The 20,525-nt window shown below is 41.6% G+C and carries 17 protein-coding genes; 11 read left to right on the plus strand and 6 right to left on the minus strand.

Annotated features, from left to right (window positions below; all coding sequences use genetic code 11):
- Window positions 1-37: 37 nt before the first annotated feature.
- A complete protein-coding gene (locus tag B9N78_RS11730; RefSeq protein WP_085102488.1) occupies window positions 38-1,471 on the plus strand; it encodes an ATP-binding protein in 1,434 nt (477 codons plus the stop codon).
- Between the two features lie 47 nt (window positions 1,472-1,518).
- Window positions 1,519-2,892, plus strand: a complete 1,374-nt coding sequence (locus B9N78_RS11735) for a sigma-54-dependent transcriptional regulator (RefSeq protein ID WP_085102490.1) — start codon at window positions 1,519-1,521, stop codon at window positions 2,890-2,892.
- A 9-nt stretch (window positions 2,893-2,901) separates the two neighbouring features.
- On the opposite strand, the gene B9N78_RS11740 is transcribed toward B9N78_RS11735, so the two are convergent.
- From B9N78_RS11740 to B9N78_RS11765, 6 genes are all read right to left on the minus strand, one after another.
- The gene (locus B9N78_RS11740) at window positions 2,902-4,008 is read right to left on the minus strand and encodes a FliG C-terminal domain-containing protein (protein ID WP_085102492.1); all 1,107 of its coding nucleotides are present in this window, start codon (window positions 4,006-4,008) and stop codon (window positions 2,902-2,904) included.
- Window positions 4,009-4,097: 89 nt separating this feature from the next.
- On the minus strand, window positions 4,098-5,441 hold the full coding sequence (locus B9N78_RS11745; protein WP_085102494.1) for a glutamine synthetase family protein: 1,344 nt from the start codon (window positions 5,439-5,441) through the stop codon (window positions 4,098-4,100).
- A gap of 174 nt (window positions 5,442-5,615) precedes the next feature.
- Entirely contained in the window at window positions 5,616-6,566 is a 951-nt protein-coding gene (locus B9N78_RS11750) for a MerR family transcriptional regulator (protein WP_085102496.1), read from the minus strand.
- 555 nt (window positions 6,567-7,121) lie between these two features.
- Window positions 7,122-7,997: an ATP phosphoribosyltransferase gene (gene hisG / locus B9N78_RS11755; protein ID WP_085102498.1), complete on the minus strand. Its 876-nt coding sequence runs from the start codon at window positions 7,995-7,997 to the stop codon at window positions 7,122-7,124.
- On the minus strand, window positions 7,997-8,371 hold the full coding sequence (hisI, locus tag B9N78_RS11760) for a phosphoribosyl-AMP cyclohydrolase (protein WP_085102500.1): 375 nt from the start codon (window positions 8,369-8,371) through the stop codon (window positions 7,997-7,999). Before hisI ends, hisG begins: the two co-directional genes overlap by 1 nt.
- 166 nt (window positions 8,372-8,537) lie before the next feature.
- Window positions 8,538-8,975, minus strand: a complete 438-nt coding sequence (locus tag B9N78_RS11765; protein ID WP_085102502.1) for a Fur family transcriptional regulator — start codon at window positions 8,973-8,975, stop codon at window positions 8,538-8,540.
- A gap of 171 nt (window positions 8,976-9,146) precedes the next feature.
- Between B9N78_RS11765 and B9N78_RS11770 the strand changes: the two genes are divergently transcribed.
- From B9N78_RS11770 to topA, 9 genes are all read left to right on the plus strand, one after another.
- Window positions 9,147-9,536: a hypothetical protein gene (locus B9N78_RS11770; protein ID WP_085102504.1), complete on the plus strand. Its 390-nt coding sequence runs from the start codon at window positions 9,147-9,149 to the stop codon at window positions 9,534-9,536.
- Between the two features lie 284 nt (window positions 9,537-9,820).
- Window positions 9,821-10,198, plus strand: a complete 378-nt coding sequence (locus B9N78_RS11775) for a DMT family transporter (protein WP_245805559.1) — start codon at window positions 9,821-9,823, stop codon at window positions 10,196-10,198.
- 97 nt (window positions 10,199-10,295) lie between these two features.
- Window positions 10,296-11,660 (plus strand): Na+/H+ antiporter NhaA, encoded by a 1,365-nt coding sequence (gene nhaA / locus B9N78_RS11780; RefSeq protein ID WP_085102508.1) that lies wholly within the window; start codon window positions 10,296-10,298, stop codon window positions 11,658-11,660.
- A gap of 8 nt (window positions 11,661-11,668) precedes the next feature.
- Entirely contained in the window at window positions 11,669-12,331 is a 663-nt protein-coding gene (locus B9N78_RS11785) for a DUF3431 domain-containing protein (RefSeq protein ID WP_085102510.1), read from the plus strand.
- Window positions 12,332-12,505: 174 nt separating this feature from the next.
- Window positions 12,506-13,156: a TetR/AcrR family transcriptional regulator gene (locus B9N78_RS11790; protein WP_245805541.1), complete on the plus strand. Its 651-nt coding sequence runs from the start codon at window positions 12,506-12,508 to the stop codon at window positions 13,154-13,156.
- Window positions 13,140-14,153 carry an efflux RND transporter periplasmic adaptor subunit gene (locus tag B9N78_RS11795; protein WP_085102512.1) on the plus strand — a complete coding sequence of 338 codons (1,014 nt, stop codon included), beginning with the start codon at window positions 13,140-13,142 and terminating at the stop codon, window positions 14,151-14,153. The genes B9N78_RS11790 and B9N78_RS11795 overlap by 17 nt, the downstream gene beginning before the upstream one ends.
- A gap of 78 nt (window positions 14,154-14,231) precedes the next feature.
- Window positions 14,232-17,411: an efflux RND transporter permease subunit gene (locus B9N78_RS11800; protein WP_085102514.1), complete on the plus strand. Its 3,180-nt coding sequence runs from the start codon at window positions 14,232-14,234 to the stop codon at window positions 17,409-17,411.
- Between the two features lie 46 nt (window positions 17,412-17,457).
- A complete protein-coding gene (locus tag B9N78_RS11805; protein ID WP_085102516.1) occupies window positions 17,458-17,751 on the plus strand; it encodes an Hpt domain-containing protein in 294 nt (97 codons plus the stop codon).
- A 123-nt stretch (window positions 17,752-17,874) separates the two neighbouring features.
- Window positions 17,875-20,268 (plus strand): type I DNA topoisomerase, encoded by a 2,394-nt coding sequence (gene topA / locus B9N78_RS11810; protein WP_085102518.1) that lies wholly within the window; start codon window positions 17,875-17,877, stop codon window positions 20,266-20,268.
- Window positions 20,269-20,525 lie beyond the last annotated feature (257 nt).

Below are 20,525 nucleotides of genomic sequence, written 5' to 3' on the forward strand. Positions count from 1 at the left end.
CCAGAGCCTATTGTTTTTAAATCAGGAGTTTTAACATTTGGATTCTAAAGCTAAAGATCCACAGATTCAGTCGTTTCAATTAGTTAAGTTGCTATCATGGACGCTCTTGGTCGTAATTGTAGCTAGTAGTTTAGGGCTTTCTGTTTTTCTTGCAAAACATGCGGATGAAACTCTTCTGGAAAAACAGAAGGAATTTGCTTTGTTGCAGGCTGAAAACCTTAATCATCAAATATATAGAAGATTTATTCTTCCGACAGTTATCGGTTATGGTAAAATAGGGCTTAAAAATGAAGAACAGATGACTCGGCTGGATCAGGTTATCCGTTCCACAATTCACAGTTTTAAAGTCAGCGAAGTAAGAATTTACGATCCTAATCTTATTGTTTCGTATTCGTTGAATAAGGAAAATATCGGTAAGACAAATTTAGGCGGCGAGCTTATTAAAAATGTTATCGACAGCGGTAAGCCTAAATATGAATTTATAAGTAAAGAATCTACAGTCGAAGCAATTTTTGATTTTAACATGCGCCCGGGAACGATGCTTTTAAAGATTGTTTATCCGCTGCGTTCCGAACAGAGTTTGAAAATTGATGAGAATATAATTATAGGTGCTTTGGTCTTTACTCAGGACATTACAGAGGATTATCAGTCTGTTATAAATTTTGAAAGATTGATTCTTTTTACCTCTTGTTGCTCGGCACTTATTTTGTTTGCAACTATCATGGCAATCATCAAACGCGCTGATATAATTAACCAACAACGTATTAAAGATCGCCAGCTTTTTGAGAAAGAACTTAACCAGAGTGAAAAGCTTGCAAGTATCGGGCGAATGGTTTCCGGCGTTGCACATGAAATACGTAATCCTCTTGGAATAATAAGTTCGAGTTCAGAATTGCTTCTTAAAAGAATGAAAGAGGCTGATCCGATAAATATCAAAATACTTTCGGCTATTCATGAGGAATGCAAAAGACTGAGTAGAACTGTCAGTGATTTTCTGGATTATGCAAGACCGCGTAAACTCACTTTAGTTTCAATTGATCCGGCTGAGTTACTAGATAAAATAGCTGTATTTATGGATGCGAATTGTCATGAAAGCGGCATTGAAATTAAACGTGAGTATGTGCATGGACACATAGTATGCGCTGATGAAGATTTGCTATACCGGGCTTTTTATAATCTTGTAGGAAACGCTGTGCAGGCTGTTGAGAAAAACGGCTGTATACATATTTCCATAAAAGAAGTTGCAGACGGGATATCAGTTGTTTTTTCTGATACAGGGCCTGGTTTTAAATCTGAAATAGTCGACAAAGTTAAAGATCCTTTTTTTACAACCAAAGACAGTGGCACAGGGCTGGGGCTTGCCATTGTTAATAATATTGTGAAAAGCCATGATGGACGGTTTACTTTAGGAAATAATCCAGAAGGCGGGGCGCGGTTAGAAGTATTTTTATCCACAAAACATGAGTGTTAGCATTTAATTGGGTGCTGATTTAAAAATTTTGAATAGAGTGTAAAATTATGGCTACTAATATTTTGATACTTGATGATGAACTGAACTACCTTCTCATTTTGGAAGCAATGCTTTCAGATGAAGGGTATAAGATTACTGCGCTTTCAGACCCCGAAACAGGGTTGGCTTTTCTTGATGAATCAGAAGTTGATCTGGTTATAACCGATATGAAGATGCCCAAGCTTACCGGAAGCGATGTGCTGGCACATGTTAAAAAGAATTTTCCATACATCCCTGTGATAATTATGACTGCGTTCGGGTCTATTGAATCAGCTGTTGAAGCCATGAAAATAGGGGCTTTTGACTATATTACCAAGCCGTTCGCCAATGAAGAGTTGCTGCTTTCAGTCACTAAAGCGGCTCAATTTGCAAAAACGCAGCAGGAAAATAGAATGCTGCGTGAACAGATTAAAGATCGCTATTCTCCGAACAATATCATCGGCCGTTCAAAACCGATGCTTCATGTTTTTGAAATGATTCATAAGGCTGCCCCCGGTAATTCCACAGTTCTTATTACCGGAGAATCCGGTACCGGTAAGGAGTTGGTTGCGCAGGCTTTACATCAATCTTCCCCGCGCTGTGATAATCCTTTTGTTTCGGTAAACTGCATGGCTTTGAGCGCAGGAGTTCTTGAAAGCGAACTCTTTGGTCATGAGAAGGGGTCTTTCACCGGGGCAGTGGCTCTAAGGCGCGGACGCTTTGAAATGGCTGATAAGGGCACATTGTTTCTGGATGAGATAGGTGAACTTTCTCATGATATGCAGGTTAAACTTTTAAGAGTCTTGCAGGAAAAAACAATTGAACGTGTCGGCGGAGTTGATTCGATTAAAATTGATATCCGCATTGTTGCAGCGACTAATAAAAATTTAAAGCAGGCTGTTGAAAACGGTACTTTCCGCGAAGATCTTTACTACAGGTTAAATGTTGTAAGTATTGAACTGCCTCCTCTTCGTGAGCGCAGGGAAGACATTCCTTTTATGATTGATCATTTTCTGGCTAAGTATTCTGCTGATAATAATAAAACATTTGAAGGTTTTTCACCAGCTGCGATGGATTATATGTCTGCCTATGAATGGCCGGGAAACGTTCGCCAACTTCAAAATGTTATTGAACGGTGCGTTGTTCTTACTTCAGGTACAGTGATTAAAACTGACGATCTTCCTGCTGAAATTAAAGACGAAGAAACACAGTTTAAAAGTGCTGTCGATTTGTTGCCGACCAAAATAAATCTGGCTCAGGCTTTAGATAAAATTGAAGCAACGCTTGTCCGCAGAGCTTTGGTGCAAAGTAATTTTGTTAAAGTAGACGCCGCAGAAATGCTGGGCCTTTCTAAAAGTCTGCTTCAGTACAAGCTTAAAAAATACAATATAAGCGGGAAGTAAGCTTTCCGCTTACTCCTGAAAATCATAGACAGTATAGCTGCTCATAAGTTCCAGCAATATATACGGGCTGACGTTGTTTCTTATGCATATAACAGCGTCAGTTATCATTTTAAGCTTGATTTCAAGTTCCAGTGTATACGCTTTTTTGCGCTCGCTTAGTATCTTTTGCAGATATTCATCATCAATTTTTGCGAAAATCAGTGATAACCCTTTACGCAGAAATTGATCATCAACTTTCTGGGTGAATTTTTCCATTTCCGCATGTCCTTTTTCTTCCACCAGAAGCTTCAGTTTAAAAAGACTCATTGCAATATCTTCCGGTGGAAGGTGCTCCGTTACTGACGGATAAAGCAGAAGAGGAGCGTGTTTTATTAAACGTTCCTTTATCGTTTCACTGTCCGAAAAGAATAGTGCGAATTTTGAAGATAGCTCATTTGATTTTTGATTGCTGCTTAGCGAGAGAAGAAAAGTTTCAATTAAATCTGTCCGTTTTTTATAATCAGCTAAAATTTGAGAGCGTAATTTTTTTGATTCTTCAAGAACCTGTGCGTCGCTGTTGTCATCGATCGATAGTCTGAAAATTGATGAGCTGAATACGTCATCCAGCCGTTCTAAAATGAGATTTTGAACTTCAGGTTTCTTTCCGAAAAGACTTTTGTTGTTCTTTGCCGCCAGATTCCACCATGAAATAAGGTCGTGTAAGTCATTTTGATTGAAATTAAATATTGGGAGTGAATCAGAAAAATTTATCATTTCTGCTGACATATCAAAAAAGGAAGCTTCAATATCTCCTGCTTGGCCCTGCCTGATGAATCCTGAGTTTACCAGATCTTCTACTCTGTCAAGCAATGCTTCACAGGCTTGTTCAACATCAGTTAAAGAAAGCGGTAATTTTTCTGCGGCGTACGCATGTAGTAAAGAAGAAACTTTTTCCCGGCGGATTTTGTTTAAATTTGAAAGAATAATTTCCCGTGATTGGTCAGAAAAGGCAGCAAGTATTTTTGCTGTGGTTTCATTACTTATGTCACGGGTGAATACTTCCTGAAGATAATAATCCGGCATCAATGTAAGTGATTCCAGCCTTTGATCGGTCTTGAGATCAGATATTTTGATCATGGAAATTTTCTCCGTTGTTCATAAATTCAAAATCCCTTCCGCCGGTAGCGGAAGGGATTTTGATATGTAGTCGTTTGTAACTGCGATATTTAAAGAACCGGAAGGTATGTATTTAATTCATACTCAGTAACCTGAGTTCTGTAAGCATCCCATTCTTTGATTTTATTTTTGTATAGATTGCTGTGAATGTGATCGCCGAGACATTCTTTGACCAGTTCACTTTTCTTCATTGCCACTGCAGCTTCATATAAATTGCCGGGAAGAGCTGTGATTCCGTGTTCTGCGAGAGTCGGAGGATCCATTGCAAAAACGTTTTCTTCGATAGGTGAAGGAAGTTTGTACCCTTCATCAATTCCCTTAAGGCCAGCTTCAAGCATAACAGCAAAGCATAGATACGGATTTGCTGCCGGATCAGGAGAGCGCAGTTCCATTCTGGTTGCGCCTTCTTTACCCGGTTTATACATGGGAACACGTACCAGAGTAGAACGGTTTTTTCTGGCCCATGCTACGTAAACAGGAGCTTCGTATCCCGGAACAAGCCGTTTGTAGGAGTTTACCCACTGGTTGGTTACGCAGGTGAATTCTGGGCAATGTTTCAAAATACCGGCGATGTAGCTTTTGCCTTCAGGGCTGAGGTGGTATTCATCATTGGCATCGAAAAATACGTTTCTTCCGTTCTTAAATAAAGACTGGTGAACGTGCATGCCAGAACCGTTAACGCCATACATCGGTTTAGGCATGAAAGTAGCGTAGATGCCGTGTTTACGGGCAACTTCTTTAACTATTACGCGGTAGGTCATAGCCGTATCGGCCATTCTCATACCTTCGGAATAGCGAAGATCAATTTCATGCTGGCTCGGGGCTACTTCGTGGTGGCTGTATTCGACGTCATATCCCATCTGTTCGAGAGAGAAAATGATGTCGCGACGGATGTCGTTGCCGAGGTCAAGTGGAGGCGCATCGAAGTAACCGCCTTTATCAATGATCTTAGTTCCCTTTTCATTTTCAAACAGGAAGAATTCGAGTTCCGGTCCTACATAGAAAGTGAAACCTCTGTCCGCGGCTTTATCGAGTGTCTTTTTAAGAACCCACCTGCTGTCCCCTTCGTAAGGAGTGCCGTCAGGATTTTGAATATCGCAGAACATACGGGCCACAGGTCGGTCGGTCGGTCGCCATGAGCACATTTGAAAAGTTGTCGGATCAGGTAAAGCTATCATGTCTGATTCTTCGATTCTGGTGAAACCGAGAATTGATGATCCGTCAAATCCCATTCCTTCCTCAAAAGCTGATTCCAGTTCTTTAGGAGTAATCTGAAAGCTTTTCAGCGTACCGAGAATATCAACAAACCAGAATTGAACAAAGCTGATATTGTAGTCCCGTACAGCTTTAAGAACATCATCCGCATTTTTGCAATTAAAGACAGGCGCATCCATAGTTGCTTTCCTCCTGATTGAAGAAGTTATTATTTAATATGTTTTAAGATTGGCAATATCTGTTTAACGTGTTGTCATTTATGAAAAAAACACACGGGCTCAACTAATCATTAGATTATAGCTGAGTCAACGGTATTATTGCAAACAGTATTAGTAGAATTTCTAAACTGAAAATCAGATCTCATCAATCCGGTCACGAACTTCACGGAAGAAAGAAAAAAGAAACGGCTGGTCTTTAGGTTCTGAATTGATATCCAGCCTTGTAAAGAATGAAACAATGTTTCCTTTAGGGGTTCTTGTGCGCTGAAAATAAAGTTCGTGGAGCGGGCCAGCCGGAGTTTTGAATGAAAGAATCCATTCTACTCCTTGTTTGCGCCATATTTTAATGGAATTAATATCTTTTTTAGTTGTAACGAGATCAACAAGTTCTTTCAGCGTAAAGGGGTGGCCGGGTTTTCCGGGCATACCGAGAAAATCACCTTTATCAGAATGAATGACTACCGGAAGCTCAAGAAAGTCGTTTTCCGGATAAACTGGGCTGGAGTCGGATTCAATGGTGTATGAACTGGAATCACCATGTTCTTTTTTAATAGTAATAACTTTTTTGGCAGTAACCTTTTCAGATTGCGGCAATCCGCTCGCTGCAGAGATAATTTCTTTTATCTCAGAAAGTAAATGATCCTGGCCGGAGCTGTTAGCTTCCTGCTTTTCAATAAGTTCAGTCAGTTTTTTTTCAACTTTTGCAAGCCGCTGTTCAGCTCTTGCCTGTGAAGTTACAAGACCGGCCAAGCCGTTCATCATCTGCATTGTCACGCGCGTAAGTTTTTCCAGTTCTAAACTGGATTCATCACTTTTTTTCGTGCTTACCGATAAGGGCTTATTGTCTTTAACAGATTCAAATTCAATGAGAAGTTTATCACGTATCTGCTTTGACGATAAATTATTAGCAAAGAGTTCTTTTATACGCAGGCAAAGTTTATCCGCACCTTTTTTAAAGCGCAGGGGTTTACCGTGTCCTGCAATCATGAAAAATTCAGGAAATTTTTTGCGGTAACTTTTAATGGTGGTGACAGACACACCTGTTACTGCTGAAAGGTCTTTATGAGTAAATGTGTCTGCAGTCATTGGTCTGAAATATCCTGTTTTTTGAGTTATGTTAATGCGGGCTGTTCGTGGAACGCTATATCGTCGGCTCTAAAATTATCAGTAATATATTTGCCTGTTAGTTATCGATAACTGTAATAGTCATATAGGTCAATAGGTGAATGGTTTTATGGTTGGATATACGGAAAGATGGTGAATGTCAGGGCAAGGAGCGAGAGTAATATTTAGTGGATCAATTCGGATAATCAGTTCTGAAAGCGTGTAAGCAGCGAGATAATGAAAAGTACAACCAGCGCGGCCAACAAAATCGTATTGATGTTGATGCCGCCTTTAATCTTTTGTTTTCTGCGGTATCCGAAGATCAGAAAAAGGATGGCTATGAATATCAGCAGCTTGAACATATAGTGGTGAAAGCCGTTTAAAATTATTTAAAAATTCATCGTTAACGCAATCTGATCACTTTGCCTGATTTAGGTTGAGATCGCCAGAGTTATATTTGCTGAAAATAATGAGTTGAGCCGCAAATTGATGGGTTAATTAGCGGGGAAGCATTGCTTCCCCGCGGTATACATTCTGCTAGATTACTTTGTTAAGCGGATACTCAATGATGCCTTCTGCTCCCATTGAGATAAGTTCGGGGATGAGTTCGCGAACGGCGATTTCTTCAATCATGATTTCAACTGAAACCCATGATGCATCGGATAGCTCTGCAACCGTCGGTGAATTGAGGCTAGGCATAACTTTCATTGCTTCAGGAAGAACAGCTTTCGGCATATTCATCTTAAGGCCGACCATCTTCTGAGCTTTAAGCGCGCCCTGTAAAAGCAAGTTGATGTTTTCAATCTTTTTACGCTTCCAAGGGTCAGCCCATGCCTTTTTGTTGGCGATGAGCATTGTGTTTGTGGCCATCAGTTCGGATATGATGCGAAGTCCGTTTGCTTTGATGGTTGTACCTGTTTCGGTAACTTCAACAATAGCATCGCAAAGACCTTCTACAACCTTGGCTTCAGTTGCTCCCCATGAGTATGAAACTTCAACCGGAACGTTGATCGATTCAAAGTATCTTTTGGTGAATCCCATAAGTTCTGTGGAGATTCTTTTTCCGGCAAGATCCTGAGCAGTTTTGTAAGGAGAATCCCCTGCAACGGCTAAAACCCAGTGTGCTTGGCGATTACTTACCTTTGAGTAAATAAGGTTGGAAACTTCAACAACATCCGACTGATTCTCAAGGATCCAGTCTTTTCCGGTCAAACCTACATCGAGAGTTCCGTTTTCAACGTACTGAGAAATTTCCTGCGCACGGCACATGGCACATGTCAGTTCATCATCGTTTACATCAGGGAAATAATTGCGGGGGTGCAGATTTATTTTCCAGCCGGATTTTTCGAAAAGATTGATTGTTGCATCTTGCAGGGAGCCTTTCGGCAGACCGATTTTTAGCATATTGGACATTATTTATAAACCTCCTTGGGGTCAAAGATAAAGGGTGAACATTCTGTAACTTCGCCATCCTTCAGTTCACGGAAAAAGCAGCTTCTGTAACCTTTGTGGCACGCAGCTCCGCCGATCTGTTCGATCAGCAGTACCAAAGTATCATCATCGCAATCAATTCTGATGGACCTTATTTTCTGTACATGACCGGATGTGCCGCCTTTATGCCAGAGAGTTTGACGGCTTCTGCTCCAGTAATGTGCTTCACCTGTCTCAATGGTTTTATTCCACGATTCTTCATTCATGTATGCCATCATCAGGACTTCTCCTGTTTCAGCATCCTGTGCAATGGCAGGCACTAGTCCGTTCATTTTTTCAAAATCAGGCTTAATCATACAATCCTCTGCTTTGATAGGCTTTGTAGCCGCGTAATTTTAAATTTTTAAAATGGAATATTTTTCCAGGTACTCACCAATATTAATTAATCCTGTAAGTTAAAAAAAAAGCGCCAACCTGAGGTCAGGCGGCGCTTTTAAGATTGCTTGTAGGAAAAAATGCGATTTATTCGCTTTTGTCCTGACACTCCTTGCAAACGCCGAAGAGGTACATTTCATGATGGGAAAGCACAAATCCGTGCTTTTTAGCTAGTTCTTCCTGAAGATGTTCAATTTCAGGATCTACGGCTTCTATAGTCTTGCCGCAATGTTCGCAAACTAGATGGTCGTGATGTGCATGACCATATTTATGCTCGTAACGGAGCACACCATCATTAAAATCAACAGCTTTAGCAATGCCGGATTCGTCGAGGAGTTTTAAAGTACGGTAAACAGTTGCCTGTCCGATGGAAGAGTCTTCCTGACGGATAATATTGTACAGTTCTTCAGACGAAACATGACCTTCTTCATTCAGAAAAGCGTCAAGGATGGCTCTTCTCTGAGGGGTCATTTTTAGTCTCTGTTTGGACAGATATTCTGAAAAAATGTCTTTCGCTGATTTCATTAACTGTACTCGATTAACTGATTATTGCCGTTAGGACTAAAAACCCCCTACAATGTAATAAAGGTAAATGTCAAATCATCATTGCTCATAGCCGCACATAATAGTATGAATGTCGCAACTTAAAGGCAATTTTATGTCGATATTGATAAGAATTTGACAAGGAGCTTAGAAATGGAAGTTGAACAATTTATAGCCGAATGGGATGAAGACTCTACCGGAGCCAAGGAAATTTTTGTTACACTGAAAAATCTGCTTGAGTCACTTGAAGCAACTGATCTGGAGTTTAAAGCCAGACCGGGCATCACCTATTCACTTCGCGGAGTAAAAAATACTCAGAGCAAGTGGCCTCTCTATGTAATGGTTGATGTAATTGATGACGACCCGTCAGAACGTTGGCTTTCAGTCTGCTTTTTCGGCGATACAATAACCGACCCCGATGAACTCGGAGATCTCGTTCCCGGTGGACTTCTCGGTCAAGACGGGCACTGTTTTGACGCTGATGATTCTGATATGACCGACTACCTTGTCGCCAGAATTAAAGAAGCTCACGCCAATCAGTAATTCTGTTTAATAATGTTTTATTAAAGTTACATATTTTAAAAATCAACCGGTAAACATTTAAGGTGGTTGCCGGTTGATTTCTTTCTGTGCTTTGCGCACAGCTGTATTGTGTCTTATGGTTGTTTCAGCGGAGATACTCTAGGCTATGACTACCAGAAAAAATACTGAAACCGTATCTTGCAGGCTTCTGCCTTTCATGGGCAGCGGTGTGGAAGTTTTGCGCGCTCATTATGTGACTCAAGTGGATACCTGAATCATTATCGCCGCTGGCTGCTACCACAATAATTTCAGTATTCGGGTTTGCATGGTTTTTACCCGCCGGAGTCTATGATCTGCTAACTGTTGATCTGACGACTGCCGGAACGATAGCCTGGCTGGCAGTCGTATATTACGGAGTGGTTGTCACCGTCTTAGCTTATCTTTTCTGGTTTGCCGGAATTGTTTTAGTGCCTGCATCTGTAGCAAGTGTGTTTGCAGGAGTTATGCCTCTCTCGGCTGTTGCTCTTTCCGCTTTGATTCTTGGAGAAAAGCTGCAATGGTTTCATTATGCTGGGTGTTTTTTTGTACTGAGTGGTATTTTTTTAATCTCCGGTGTCGGTTCTGCCGGATTCAAATATAGATTTAAAAGAAAAACCCCCGCAACAACCCCGGCTGGTGATTGATAGAGATCTTTTTAGTTTTTGATTGAATTATTGAGCTTTTTCCTGATATCTCATAGACTCCTTAGGTTTATTGTTGCTGAAAAAAAACGGAGTAAACATGAGTAAGCAAAGAGTTAGCATTCAGGGTGATCGGCCTGTTATTGAAAAAATGCTGCTTCCGTTTAATCAATTTGTAAAAATTGAATCATCCGGAGGAGTCGTTCTTATACTTTGCACTATTGTTGCTTTGATATGGGCTAACTCCCCGTTTGCTCATTTTTATGAAACTTTTAAAAATATTCCTCTTACTGTCGGGGTCGGTGAATTTGTTCTTTCAAAACCTGCGATTCTTTGGATCAACGACGGCCTTATGGCTGTGTTTTTCTTTCTTGTAGGGCTTGAAATTAAACGTGAGGTTTTGGTAGGCGAACTGAACTCTCTGAGGCAGGCTTCCCTGCCTATTTGCGCAGCCTTCGGCGGAATGGTTGTTCCTGCTCTTATTTATGCTTTCTTTAATCAGGGTACACCTTCTGAAGGCGGATGGGGCATCCCCATGGCTACGGACATTGCGTTCAGCCTCGGCGTACTGTCGCTTTTAGGGGACAGGGTGCCTATGAGCTTGAAAATTTTCCTTACAGCAATCGCAATTGTTGATGACATCGGGGCAATTCTGGTTATTGCTGTTTTTTATTCAACCGGAGTGTCTCTGTGGATTATAGGTGTCGGCCTGTTTTTCTTTTTGCTGATGATCATGCTGAACAAAATGGGTGTTCGGGCTCCGCTTCCTTATTTAATTCTTGGTATATTTATGTGGCTGGCGTTCTTAAAAAGCGGCGTCCATGCAACTGTTGCCGGAGTGCTTGCTGCAATGACAATTCCTGCTTCCACAACTATTTGCTGTAAGGATTTTGCTTTTTCAGTCCGTAAAAGTTTATCGGAATATGAAGCTGCGGGCGGCAACAGTCCGGTTACTCTTTCAAATAAACAGATGCTTTCTTCACTTTCGGAGATGCATGAAGATATAATGATGGCTTCACCCCCATCAAAAAGAATTGAGCATAATCTTCATTACTATGTGGCTTTTGCTATTATGCCTATATTTGCTCTTGCAAATGCAGGTATAAATTTTTCAACTGGTGGCGGGGGAAGCGGGCTGGATATTTTTCATCCGGTAAGCATCGGGATTTTTTTGGGTCTTATTGTTGGTAAAACTATCGGAATTTGCCTTGCCAGTTGGCTGGCTATTACTATCGGAATTGCAGATAAACCTGACAATATGCAGTCTGGACATTTTGTGGGCGCTGCTTTGCTGGCAGGTATCGGATTTACTATGTCTATCTTCATTACAAATCTGGCATGGAAGGACAGTGCAACGTTTATTGTGGATGCAAAGTTCAGTATTCTCGCCGCATCCGTTGTTGCAGGTCTTTTAGGATTTCTGGTTTTGCGTAGTTGCCGCCTTGCAGCAAAGTGTGAGGCATAGCCGTAGTTATGTTATTAGAGTTCAGTAAAGATCAATTACAGATAGTGATAGCTCGCTACAGTGAAAATATTGAATGGTTAAAAGCGTTTAATCGTTTCGCAATTGTTTACAACAAAGGTGAAACTATTGTTGACGGGGCCGTTGTCCTGCCGAATATCGGTAGAGAAGGACATACATATCTGACACATATTGTTAGAAATTATTATGACCTCCCGGAATATACAGTCTTTTTGCAGGGTTCTCCTTTTTTCCATATGAAAGAAGGAGCTGATTGCGCAAAACTTGCGGATATTATTAATGAATCTCTTACTAAAAAAGTTCCTTTTAAAGGTTTTGCGTGGTTCCGGCTCAGGTGTGATCGTCTGGGAAGGCCACACCAAATGTCTGACCCTGCAAGTAAGGGAAAATGGTCCGGCTGGGGCAAAGATATTCCTGTAGGCGAGGTTTATGAAAAATTATTCAATAGAACCCCTCCTGAGCAATTTATTGCGAGCGCGGCGACAGGACTTTTTATGGTTCGCAAGGATAGAATTCTTACCCGTTCCTTGGAATTTTACAAAACGGCACTTTCAATTATTGAGGCTGATCCATGTGATGAGCATAATACAGGGCATGCTTTTGAACGATTATGGCAGGTTATTTTCAACGGCAGTAAAGCTATAAATCCTTAACGCTCATATTTTATATTTTTCTGCCGTCCTTCTGCTTTTTTTCTGCACATTATTCATGATCAAAAATGCAAGGCTCATCTTGATTATTTTCGTTATTTATTCTTTTTAAATAATTCACAGCAAAAAACGTGAACAGTGTTTACAATTTTGGTGAGGCTTGATATTTCGGGCTTTATGACAATAGCAGCAAAAAAGAAAATTGATCATGATCGCATGAAACGTATGATTTTAGATGCAGCGAAAGAGCTCTTTGCCAAGGACGGATTTGATAATGTTTCAATACGCAAAATAGCGTCACGTATTAATTACAGTCCTGCCGCTCTTTATCGATATTTTAGCAGCAAAGAAGATATTATTCTCTGCCTTAAGCAGGAAGGTATGCAAAAGTTCGGAGATGCTCAAAAGTATCTGGCAGATATCGAAGACCCATTTGAAAGGGTTAAAGAGTGTGGGCGGATTTACTTAGCTTATGCCTGTAATGAACCTGAATATTATGATCTCCTTTTTAATAAAGTTGCGCCTTCTTTTTGTAATCCTGAAAAATGGGCAGGAAAATCTAGTCAGTCTTTTCTTAATTTCAAAGAAACTGTTCGCGAGTGCATTGAAACAGGAGTGCTTGGCGATGTTTCAGTTGATACTACTGTGGCTGCTTTGTGGGCTTGTGTTCACGGGTTGTCGTCACTGGCGATGACCGGAAGGCTTAAAAGTTCGCTGCCTGATATTGATGTTGATAGTGTTTTTGAAAATGTTCTTAGTTTTATAACAATTCCCCAAATTGAGCGGGAGAAAATGAGAAAGGCGAAGTCAGATGAAGATAAAAAGTAGCTGTGTTGATTTTTTGCTTTCTTTTATACTGCTTACGTTGATCAATCTTGTATATCCTGCAACGGTCATGGCTGCGTCGTCTGATATTTTTGAAGCGGTGGCCGCGCCGCGGGTGATCTCTTTGACTGGATTCACCAGACCGAGAGTTGAAATGACTCTGGTGAGTGAAGAATCTGCCATGTGCATTGCTGTACATGCCGATGTAGGTGACACCATCGGCGCAGACGGGCTGTTTGTGAATCTTGATCCAAAATTTATCAATCTTGAAATAGCACAGCTGAAGTCTGATATCGACAGGCTTAAGTCAGATATGAGCTACTACCATAAAGAGGCTGACCGTTATATTAAGCTGGTTAAAAAGAATACGGCTTCTCAATCAGAACTTGACCTGCATATACGTTATTTGAACAGTGCTGAAAGCCTTCTCAGGTCAACTCAGCTTAAGCTTAACGTTAATGAGGAGCATTTACGCCGTTATACTCTGCGTGCTCCTGCCGGTTGGAGAGTTATCAAACGTTATATAGAGCCGGGTGAGTGGGTTACTAAAGGTGAAAAAGTAGCCGAACTGGGAAATTTTAAGACTCTTTTAGTTCCGTATGCTCTTACAGTGAAAGAGCTTGATAAGATTGACAGTATGGGGGGCAAAGTCACCCTTGATCTTCCTGATATTGATAAATCTGTTATAGCAAATCTTGAACGAATCTCCCCTGATTTTGACCCTGAATCACGTAAAATTGATGTTGATTTTAAGATTGCGACCGGTGATTTTAATTTCAGAGGCGGACTTCGTACAGAGCTTAAGATTGAAATGGTTGATCCGGGCGGGGCAGTGATTGTTCCTGCATCTGCTGTTGTTAAAACATATGACGATTACTTTCTTGTCAGGCCTGACGGAGTGAGGGTTAAAGTGCTTATTCTGGGTAAAATGGAAGATGGAAAACTTCGTGCTTCATCAAGGGCGGTAAAAGCCGGTCAAAAGTTTTTGCTGAAACCTTAGTTTTGGAATGTAATCAATGAAGATTTATATTTATTCAGTTGATTGCAAGACGGGTGCAATCAGTCAAGGAGCCTTTGCATGAAGGGACTTATAAGTTTCACTTTGAAGCAGACGGTTTTTATCAATATAATTTTTGTAGTGTTGATGGTCGTCGGGATTTATTGTGCCTATGATCTGCCTGTTGAACGTTATCCTAATGTTCACATGGGTAAGGTTGTGATCACGGGATTCTTACCGGGTGCTTCCCCCTCAGACGTTGAGGCTCTTGTAACAAAGAAGATTGAAGATGCGCTTGATGATCTGGAGAACGTCGAGTACATACGCTCACGCTCTTTCCGTGAACGTGCCAGTATTCTTGTAAAATTCATTGATGATACTGATTACCAGAAAAGTTATGATGAACTTCGCTTCAGAGTCCTTTCTATTCAAAATGACCTGCCCAAAGATATGGACCCGCCTAATTTCTCAGAAATCAATGTAAGCGAGTGGTTACCTGTTATCAGAGTGTGTCTTGTCGGTGACAGGGCTAACCGTGCACTTTCGATGATGGCTGATGAAATGAAGGTCCCGCTTCGCAAAATTCCCGGCGTTAACCAAGTTGATATTGAAGGCGAATATGTTCGTGAATTTCATGTTAACCTTGACCCCAAAAAATTAATCCGCGCGAAAGTCACTTTTGATGATGCTGCCAGAGCTTTGGAAGATGCTAATATTTCTATTCCTGCCGGAGATTTTGTTTCAAATAACGGAGAGTATGTAATTGTCGTTGACCAGCGGTACCGTACCAGAGAGGAAATAGCGGGAACAATTATCCGCATGGACGGTGACGGATCATTTGTAACAATTGGCGATGTTATGAGTGATGCTAGGGTTTCGTACCGCGATCCTCAGGTGATAACTTCCATTAACGGCCAGAATGCCGTGACCCTTAAGATTGTTAAAACGCAGGACGGAAACGCAGTTACCATCGCAGAAGATGTTGAAGCTGTTGTTGCCTCATTCAAAGATGCTCTGGAGAGGGAAGGGGTTAAACTGGTACTGACCAATGACCAGCGAATCCACATCGATGAAGCCATGAAAACGCTTGGCCTCAACTTGCTTGTAGGTATTGTGCTGGTTTTTGTGATTATTTATCTGGTTATGGGATTTCGCAACGCAATGCTGACTACAGTAGGTGTTCCTTTCGCATTTCTTGTGACCATGCTGATCATGCATCTGACCGGTAATTCTCTTAATCAGATAACACTTTTTTCTTTTGTTCTGGTGAGCGGGATTATTGTCGATGACGCCATAGTTGTTGTTGAAAATATCTTCCGTCATGCGCAGGAAGGTAAAAATTTACGTAATGCCGTCATTGACGGAACTTCCGAGGTCTTCTGGCCTGTTATTTCGGCAACTGCAACTACGGTTGCGGCCTTTTTGCCCATGCTTATTATGACCGGTTCAACCGGTGAATTTTTTGCTCAGGTTCCAAAGGCGGTAACTTTCGCGCTTATAGCTTCATTGATTGAAAGTTTGCTGATTCTTCCCTCTCATTTTCTGGATTGGCCCGGAGCAAAAAAACTTTCAGAGGCCGGCGATAAACTAGCTCATGAACCTGTTTTTATGAGACCTCTTAGACGCTGGACGGATAAACTGCTTTCACTTGTCATGCGTTTCCGTTTTACCTCGTTAACGATAGTTTTCGGTGCTTTTGTTCTGGCTATAGCCATTCTTGTTGTTTCCGTTTCCGGCGCGATTCCGTTAATTAAAATTAAGTTTTATCCTGATGATTACAGTTTGTATTATATTGAACTGGAAGGGCCAGTTGCAACATCCATCGAAGTTACTTCTGATAAATTGAAAAGGATATCGGTATTTATTGAAAAAATGGGTCCGGGCATGTCTACATCTGCCACGGCTTTTGCTGGATTCTACTTTAGCGAAGACTATGAAATGATGTACGGAAGTAATCTAGGAAATATTGTTGTAGAATTGCCGGCAAAAGATAAGCAGGTTTTTGCTGATGCGCCTAATAATGATCCGGGAACTCATCTGACATATATACGCAAGGCTATTGATAAATTCGGAGGGGATGGCTGGACTATTCGTGTCCGCCCTGAAAAAGACGGCCCGCCTACTGGGAAGGATTTAAATATAAGGATCCTTGGGTCTGATCATGTGGCTGTGCAGGGTCTGACTGCGAAGATTCTTAATTTTATAAAAGAGAATAAAGAACTTGGACCACAGCTTGTTAACCTGAGTAAAGATGAGGGGACCCCTAATAGAATATTCAGATTTTCACCTATGAATGAGCGTATTGCAGAATATGGCTTAACTCCGAAACAGGTTGCAAGTCTGTCTGGATCAATTTTAGACGGTCGCTTTGTCGGTAAATTCAGACTTGCAGATGAGGATGTGGATCTGCGTTTAAAGATCGATCCTGAATTTTTAAATTCGCCTGAAGACGCACTCGGCATTCCGGTGCTTGAGCATAACGAAAGCCCTATCCGTCTAAGTGATTTGTGCAAGATTTCAATTTATATGGAGCCGGGACAGTTTAACAGATTTATGACTCAGAGGGCCGTTACTATTACAGCTAATATTAAATCCGGATCAAGGCTTTCTCCGGCTATTGCTGTAAACAGAGTTAAAAAGTTTTATGAATCCGTGCGTAATGATTACCCCGGAGCCTCAATCAACTTCTCTGGCGAATATGAATCAACAAAAAAGTCTTATACTTCACTTCTTTATGCGTTTTTTACGGCTATTTCGATAATTTATCTTATACTGGCTACCCAGTTCAAATCATATTTGCAGCCGGTAATCATTCTTTCTGCTGTAGTCTTTTCACTTACCGGGGTTATTCTCGGAACCTTCTTGTCTCAAACAGTTTTTACGGTGAACAGCTTTATCGCAACTGTGGGGGTAACAGGGGTTGTCGTTAACGATTCTCTGGTGTTACTGGATTTTATTAATAAACTTTATTTGGCCGGTATGAGCCGCAAAGAGTCTCTGCGCGAAGGGGTCAGAATAAGGCTCAGGCCGATTTTGTTGACAACTTTAACCACAACACTCGGATTGTTGCCCATGGCAATAGGTTTTCCTTCATATTCGCTTGTATGGGGAGCCATGGCTTCAACTTTTGTGACGGGGCTGTGTACCGCTACTTTCCTGACTTTATTTATCATTCCCGTTGAGTGGGATTTGCTTATGGGATTTATGGAGTGGAAAGAAAAGCGTAAAGAGCGTAAGCAGACTATCCAGCTTGATAATTAATCTACAACTCTCTGCAACTTTTACTGTACATTAGGTGGCAAAAAGCGTGAATGAACTTGAACAAAAACTGGCAGAACTTAACAAGCGGTACGGAGCTGATCTTGGTGACCGCGTTGAAGGCTTAGAAGGCTTTTTGTCTGAATATGTTTCATCCGGCAGCAAAATTGCTCTTGAAAAATTGTATAAAGGAGCTCATGCCCTTGCCGGTTCAGCAAAAACTTTCGGGTTCGCCGATGTAAGCGTTGTCGCAAAGAAACTTGAATTGTCTGCCCGTGAGTCTGATGATGCAGAAATTTTATTCGTCAGATTATCTGAGCTTAAAAAACTGATTTCTTCCTGATTATTACAGGGTTTAATAATAACAAGAGGGTGCTGTTTTCATCCAGATTTAAGGGGTGAAGGCGGCTTCTATGCTGTTTTTATGGTTGCATAGTGTTCTCTTGATGGTTATAGGCACCAAACTATGAGTAAAGATCTTATTATCGTCGAGTCCCCAGCAAAGGTAAAAACCATCAGCAAGTTTCTTGGTAAAAATTATCAAGTGGCCGCATCAGTCGGTCACGTTCGAGATTTGCCGAAAAACAAGCTTGGTGTTGATGAGGGTGGTGATTTTACACCCCAGTATCAGATCATCCCCGGTAAAGAGGATGTAGTTAATAAACTGAAGAAAGCGGCAGCCACAGCTGACCACGTCTATCTGGCACCTGACCCCGACCGCGAGGGAGAGGCTATCGGATGGCATGTTGCGGCCATTCTTAAGGACGTAAATCAAAACATAAGCCGTATTCAGTTTAACGAAATTACAGCCCGCGCCGTTAAAGAAGCTCTTGAGCACCCGCTTCCGCTCAATGAGCAGCTCTTTGATTCTCAGCAGGCCCGCCGGATTCTTGACCGCCTTGTGGGTTATAAAATTTCTCCTATTTTATGGAAAAAAGTTAAGCGCGGTATCTCTGCCGGAAGGGTACAGTCCGTTGCGCTTAAGATTGTAGTAGAGCGCGAAAAAGAAAGACGTCTCTTTATACCTGAAGAATACTGGCTCTTTAAAGCTGAACTGGAAGGGAATAATCCTCCTCCGTTCAGCGCAGATCTTTGGAAGATAAAAGGTAAAAAGGCTGAAATAGGTTCTGCCGATGAAGCCGAAGCTCTTGAAAAATCTATTAAAGATGTTCCTTTCAAGATTACCGATCTTACTGAAAAAGAGCGCAAGCGTGATCCGCTTCCTCCGTTTATTACTTCCACCCTTCAGCAGGAAGCAAACCGCAGACTCGGATATTCCGCCAAGCGGACAATGACTCTTGCCCAAAGACTTTATGAAGGGGTTGAATTAGGCGATAAAGGAACAACCGCACTTATTACTTATATGCGTACTGACTCCGTCAGAATCGCCGATGAAGCCCGTGATGCGGCAAAAAAACTCATTCTTGAGAAATTCGGGAAGGAATTTTATCCTCCCAAAGCCAGAGTATTTAAGTCAAAGGGCAGTGCGCAGGATGCTCATGAAGCTGTCAGACCGGTTGATGCTACTATTCTGCCTGAAGACGTAAAAGCTTTTCTGCCGCCTGATCAGTATAAAGTTTATAAACTTATCTGGGATAGATTCATTGCTTCCCAGATGGCGCAGGCCCGTTTCTGGGATACGGTTGTGACCGTTGAATCCGGAGACACTCTCTGGCGTTCGAAAGGTGAGAGACTGCTCTTCCCCGGTTTCATGCGGGTAACAGGTAAAACCGGTGATGAAAAACTTATTGAGCTTCCAAAACTGGAAATCGGTGAGGATCTTAAGGTCAATAAGATAGACAAAGAACAGAAATTTACTCAGCCGCCGGCCCGTTACTCCGAAGCTTCGCTCGTGCGTGAGCTTGAAGAAAAAGGAATCGGCCGTCCTTCCACTTACGCTGCAATTATTTCTACAATTCAGGATCGCGAATACGTAATCATTGAAGATAAGAAGTTTGTTCCGACCGAGCTTGGCTTTGTTGTCAGTGATCAGCTTAGTGAACATTTCAAGGAACTTATGGATGTCGGTTTTACCGCAGCCATGGAAAAACAGCTTGATGATGTAGCTGAAGGGAAGGTCCAGTGGACTTCCTTAATGAAAAATTTTGCTGACGGATTTTACCCAACCCTTGAGGCTGCGCAGAAAGATATGAAGCGCGGCGGAGAAGATACCGGCATTGTATGTGATAAATGCGGGTCTTCCATGGTTATCAAGTTCGGGAAGACCGGAGAATTTTTAGGCTGTTCAAATTATCCAGACTGTAAAAGTATTGTTAATTTTGCCCGTGACGAAAAAGGCAAGATTATGATCCTTGAAGATCAGCCTGCCGAAGACACAGGGGTTACTTGCGAAAAATGCGGTTTGCCGATGGCGATCAAGCGTTCCAGCAGAGGTGAATTCCTCGGTTGTACCGGTTACCCTGACTGTCGCAATATTAAGAACTTTGCGCGGGATGACGAAGGTGTAATCAAGGTTGTTGAAACAGAAGAGTCGCAGGTTGTAGGCACATGCCCTGAATGTAAGGGTGATCTGATTATTAAGAGAGCCAGAACAGGAAGCCGCTTTATTGCCTGCAGTAATTATCCTGATTGTAAGTTTGCAAAACCATTCTCTACAGGGGTTAAATGCCCGAAAGAAGGGTGCGAGGGTGAACTTGTTGAAAAGAGTTCCCGCCGCGGTAAGATCTTTTTCTCCTGCGATCACTATCCTGATTGCGATTATGCTGTCTGGTACCCGCCTGTTGACGGCCCCTGTCCTAAGTGCGGACACCCTGTTCTTGTTAAAAAGACCACTAAAGCAAAAGGAACACACATTGCCTGCCCTGAAAAAGGATGCGGTTATACTCAAGAAGAAGAGTAGTGTGTATCTCACTGTTTTATGAATGTTTTTGCATAAGTCTAGAAAAAGTACAGATTTAATCTAGATTTATATATGTATTTAAAAGCCCTTTCCGAGCATGCTTGGGAAGGGCTTGATTGTTAAAAGTATGGTTATCGTCAGTATAAATAACTGACGATAACTGAGTTGGCGTGTACTGCTTTTTTCGTGTAGTGCTTTCAGTAGCGAAAAATTAAAAAATCAAACAAGATAATTTTCTTCCACAGTGTTAACAAAGA

Origin of the sequence: Desulfovibrio gilichinskyi (assembly GCF_900177375.1) — a bacterium.
Lineage (GTDB): Bacteria > Desulfobacterota > Desulfovibrionia > Desulfovibrionales > Desulfovibrionaceae > Maridesulfovibrio > Maridesulfovibrio gilichinskyi.

Coding starts and splice junctions, on each gene's coding strand:
- B9N78_RS11735 (WP_085102490.1), top strand. CDS start 1,519: ATGGCTACTAATATTTTGATACTTGATGATGAACTGAACTACCTTCTC.
- B9N78_RS11740 (WP_085102492.1), bottom strand. CDS start 4,008: ATGATCAAAATATCTGATCTCAAGACCGATCAAAGGCTGGAATCACTT.
- B9N78_RS11745 (WP_085102494.1), bottom strand. CDS start 5,441: ATGGATGCGCCTGTCTTTAATTGCAAAAATGCGGATGATGTTCTTAAA.
- B9N78_RS11750 (WP_085102496.1), bottom strand. CDS start 6,566: ATGACTGCAGACACATTTACTCATAAAGACCTTTCAGCAGTAACAGGT.
- hisG (WP_085102498.1), bottom strand. CDS start 7,997: ATGTCCAATATGCTAAAAATCGGTCTGCCGAAAGGCTCCCTGCAAGAT.
- hisI (WP_085102500.1), bottom strand. CDS start 8,371: ATGATTAAGCCTGATTTTGAAAAAATGAACGGACTAGTGCCTGCCATT.
- B9N78_RS11765 (WP_085102502.1), bottom strand. CDS start 8,975: ATGAAATCAGCGAAAGACATTTTTTCAGAATATCTGTCCAAACAGAGA.
- B9N78_RS11770 (WP_085102504.1), top strand. CDS start 9,147: ATGGAAGTTGAACAATTTATAGCCGAATGGGATGAAGACTCTACCGGA.
- nhaA (WP_085102508.1), top strand. CDS start 10,296: ATGAGTAAGCAAAGAGTTAGCATTCAGGGTGATCGGCCTGTTATTGAA.
- B9N78_RS11785 (WP_085102510.1), top strand. CDS start 11,669: ATGTTATTAGAGTTCAGTAAAGATCAATTACAGATAGTGATAGCTCGC.
- B9N78_RS11790 (WP_245805541.1), top strand. CDS start 12,506: ATGACAATAGCAGCAAAAAAGAAAATTGATCATGATCGCATGAAACGT.
- B9N78_RS11795 (WP_085102512.1), top strand. CDS start 13,140: ATGAAGATAAAAAGTAGCTGTGTTGATTTTTTGCTTTCTTTTATACTG.
- B9N78_RS11800 (WP_085102514.1), top strand. CDS start 14,232: ATGAAGGGACTTATAAGTTTCACTTTGAAGCAGACGGTTTTTATCAAT.
- topA (WP_085102518.1), top strand. CDS start 17,875: ATGAGTAAAGATCTTATTATCGTCGAGTCCCCAGCAAAGGTAAAAACC.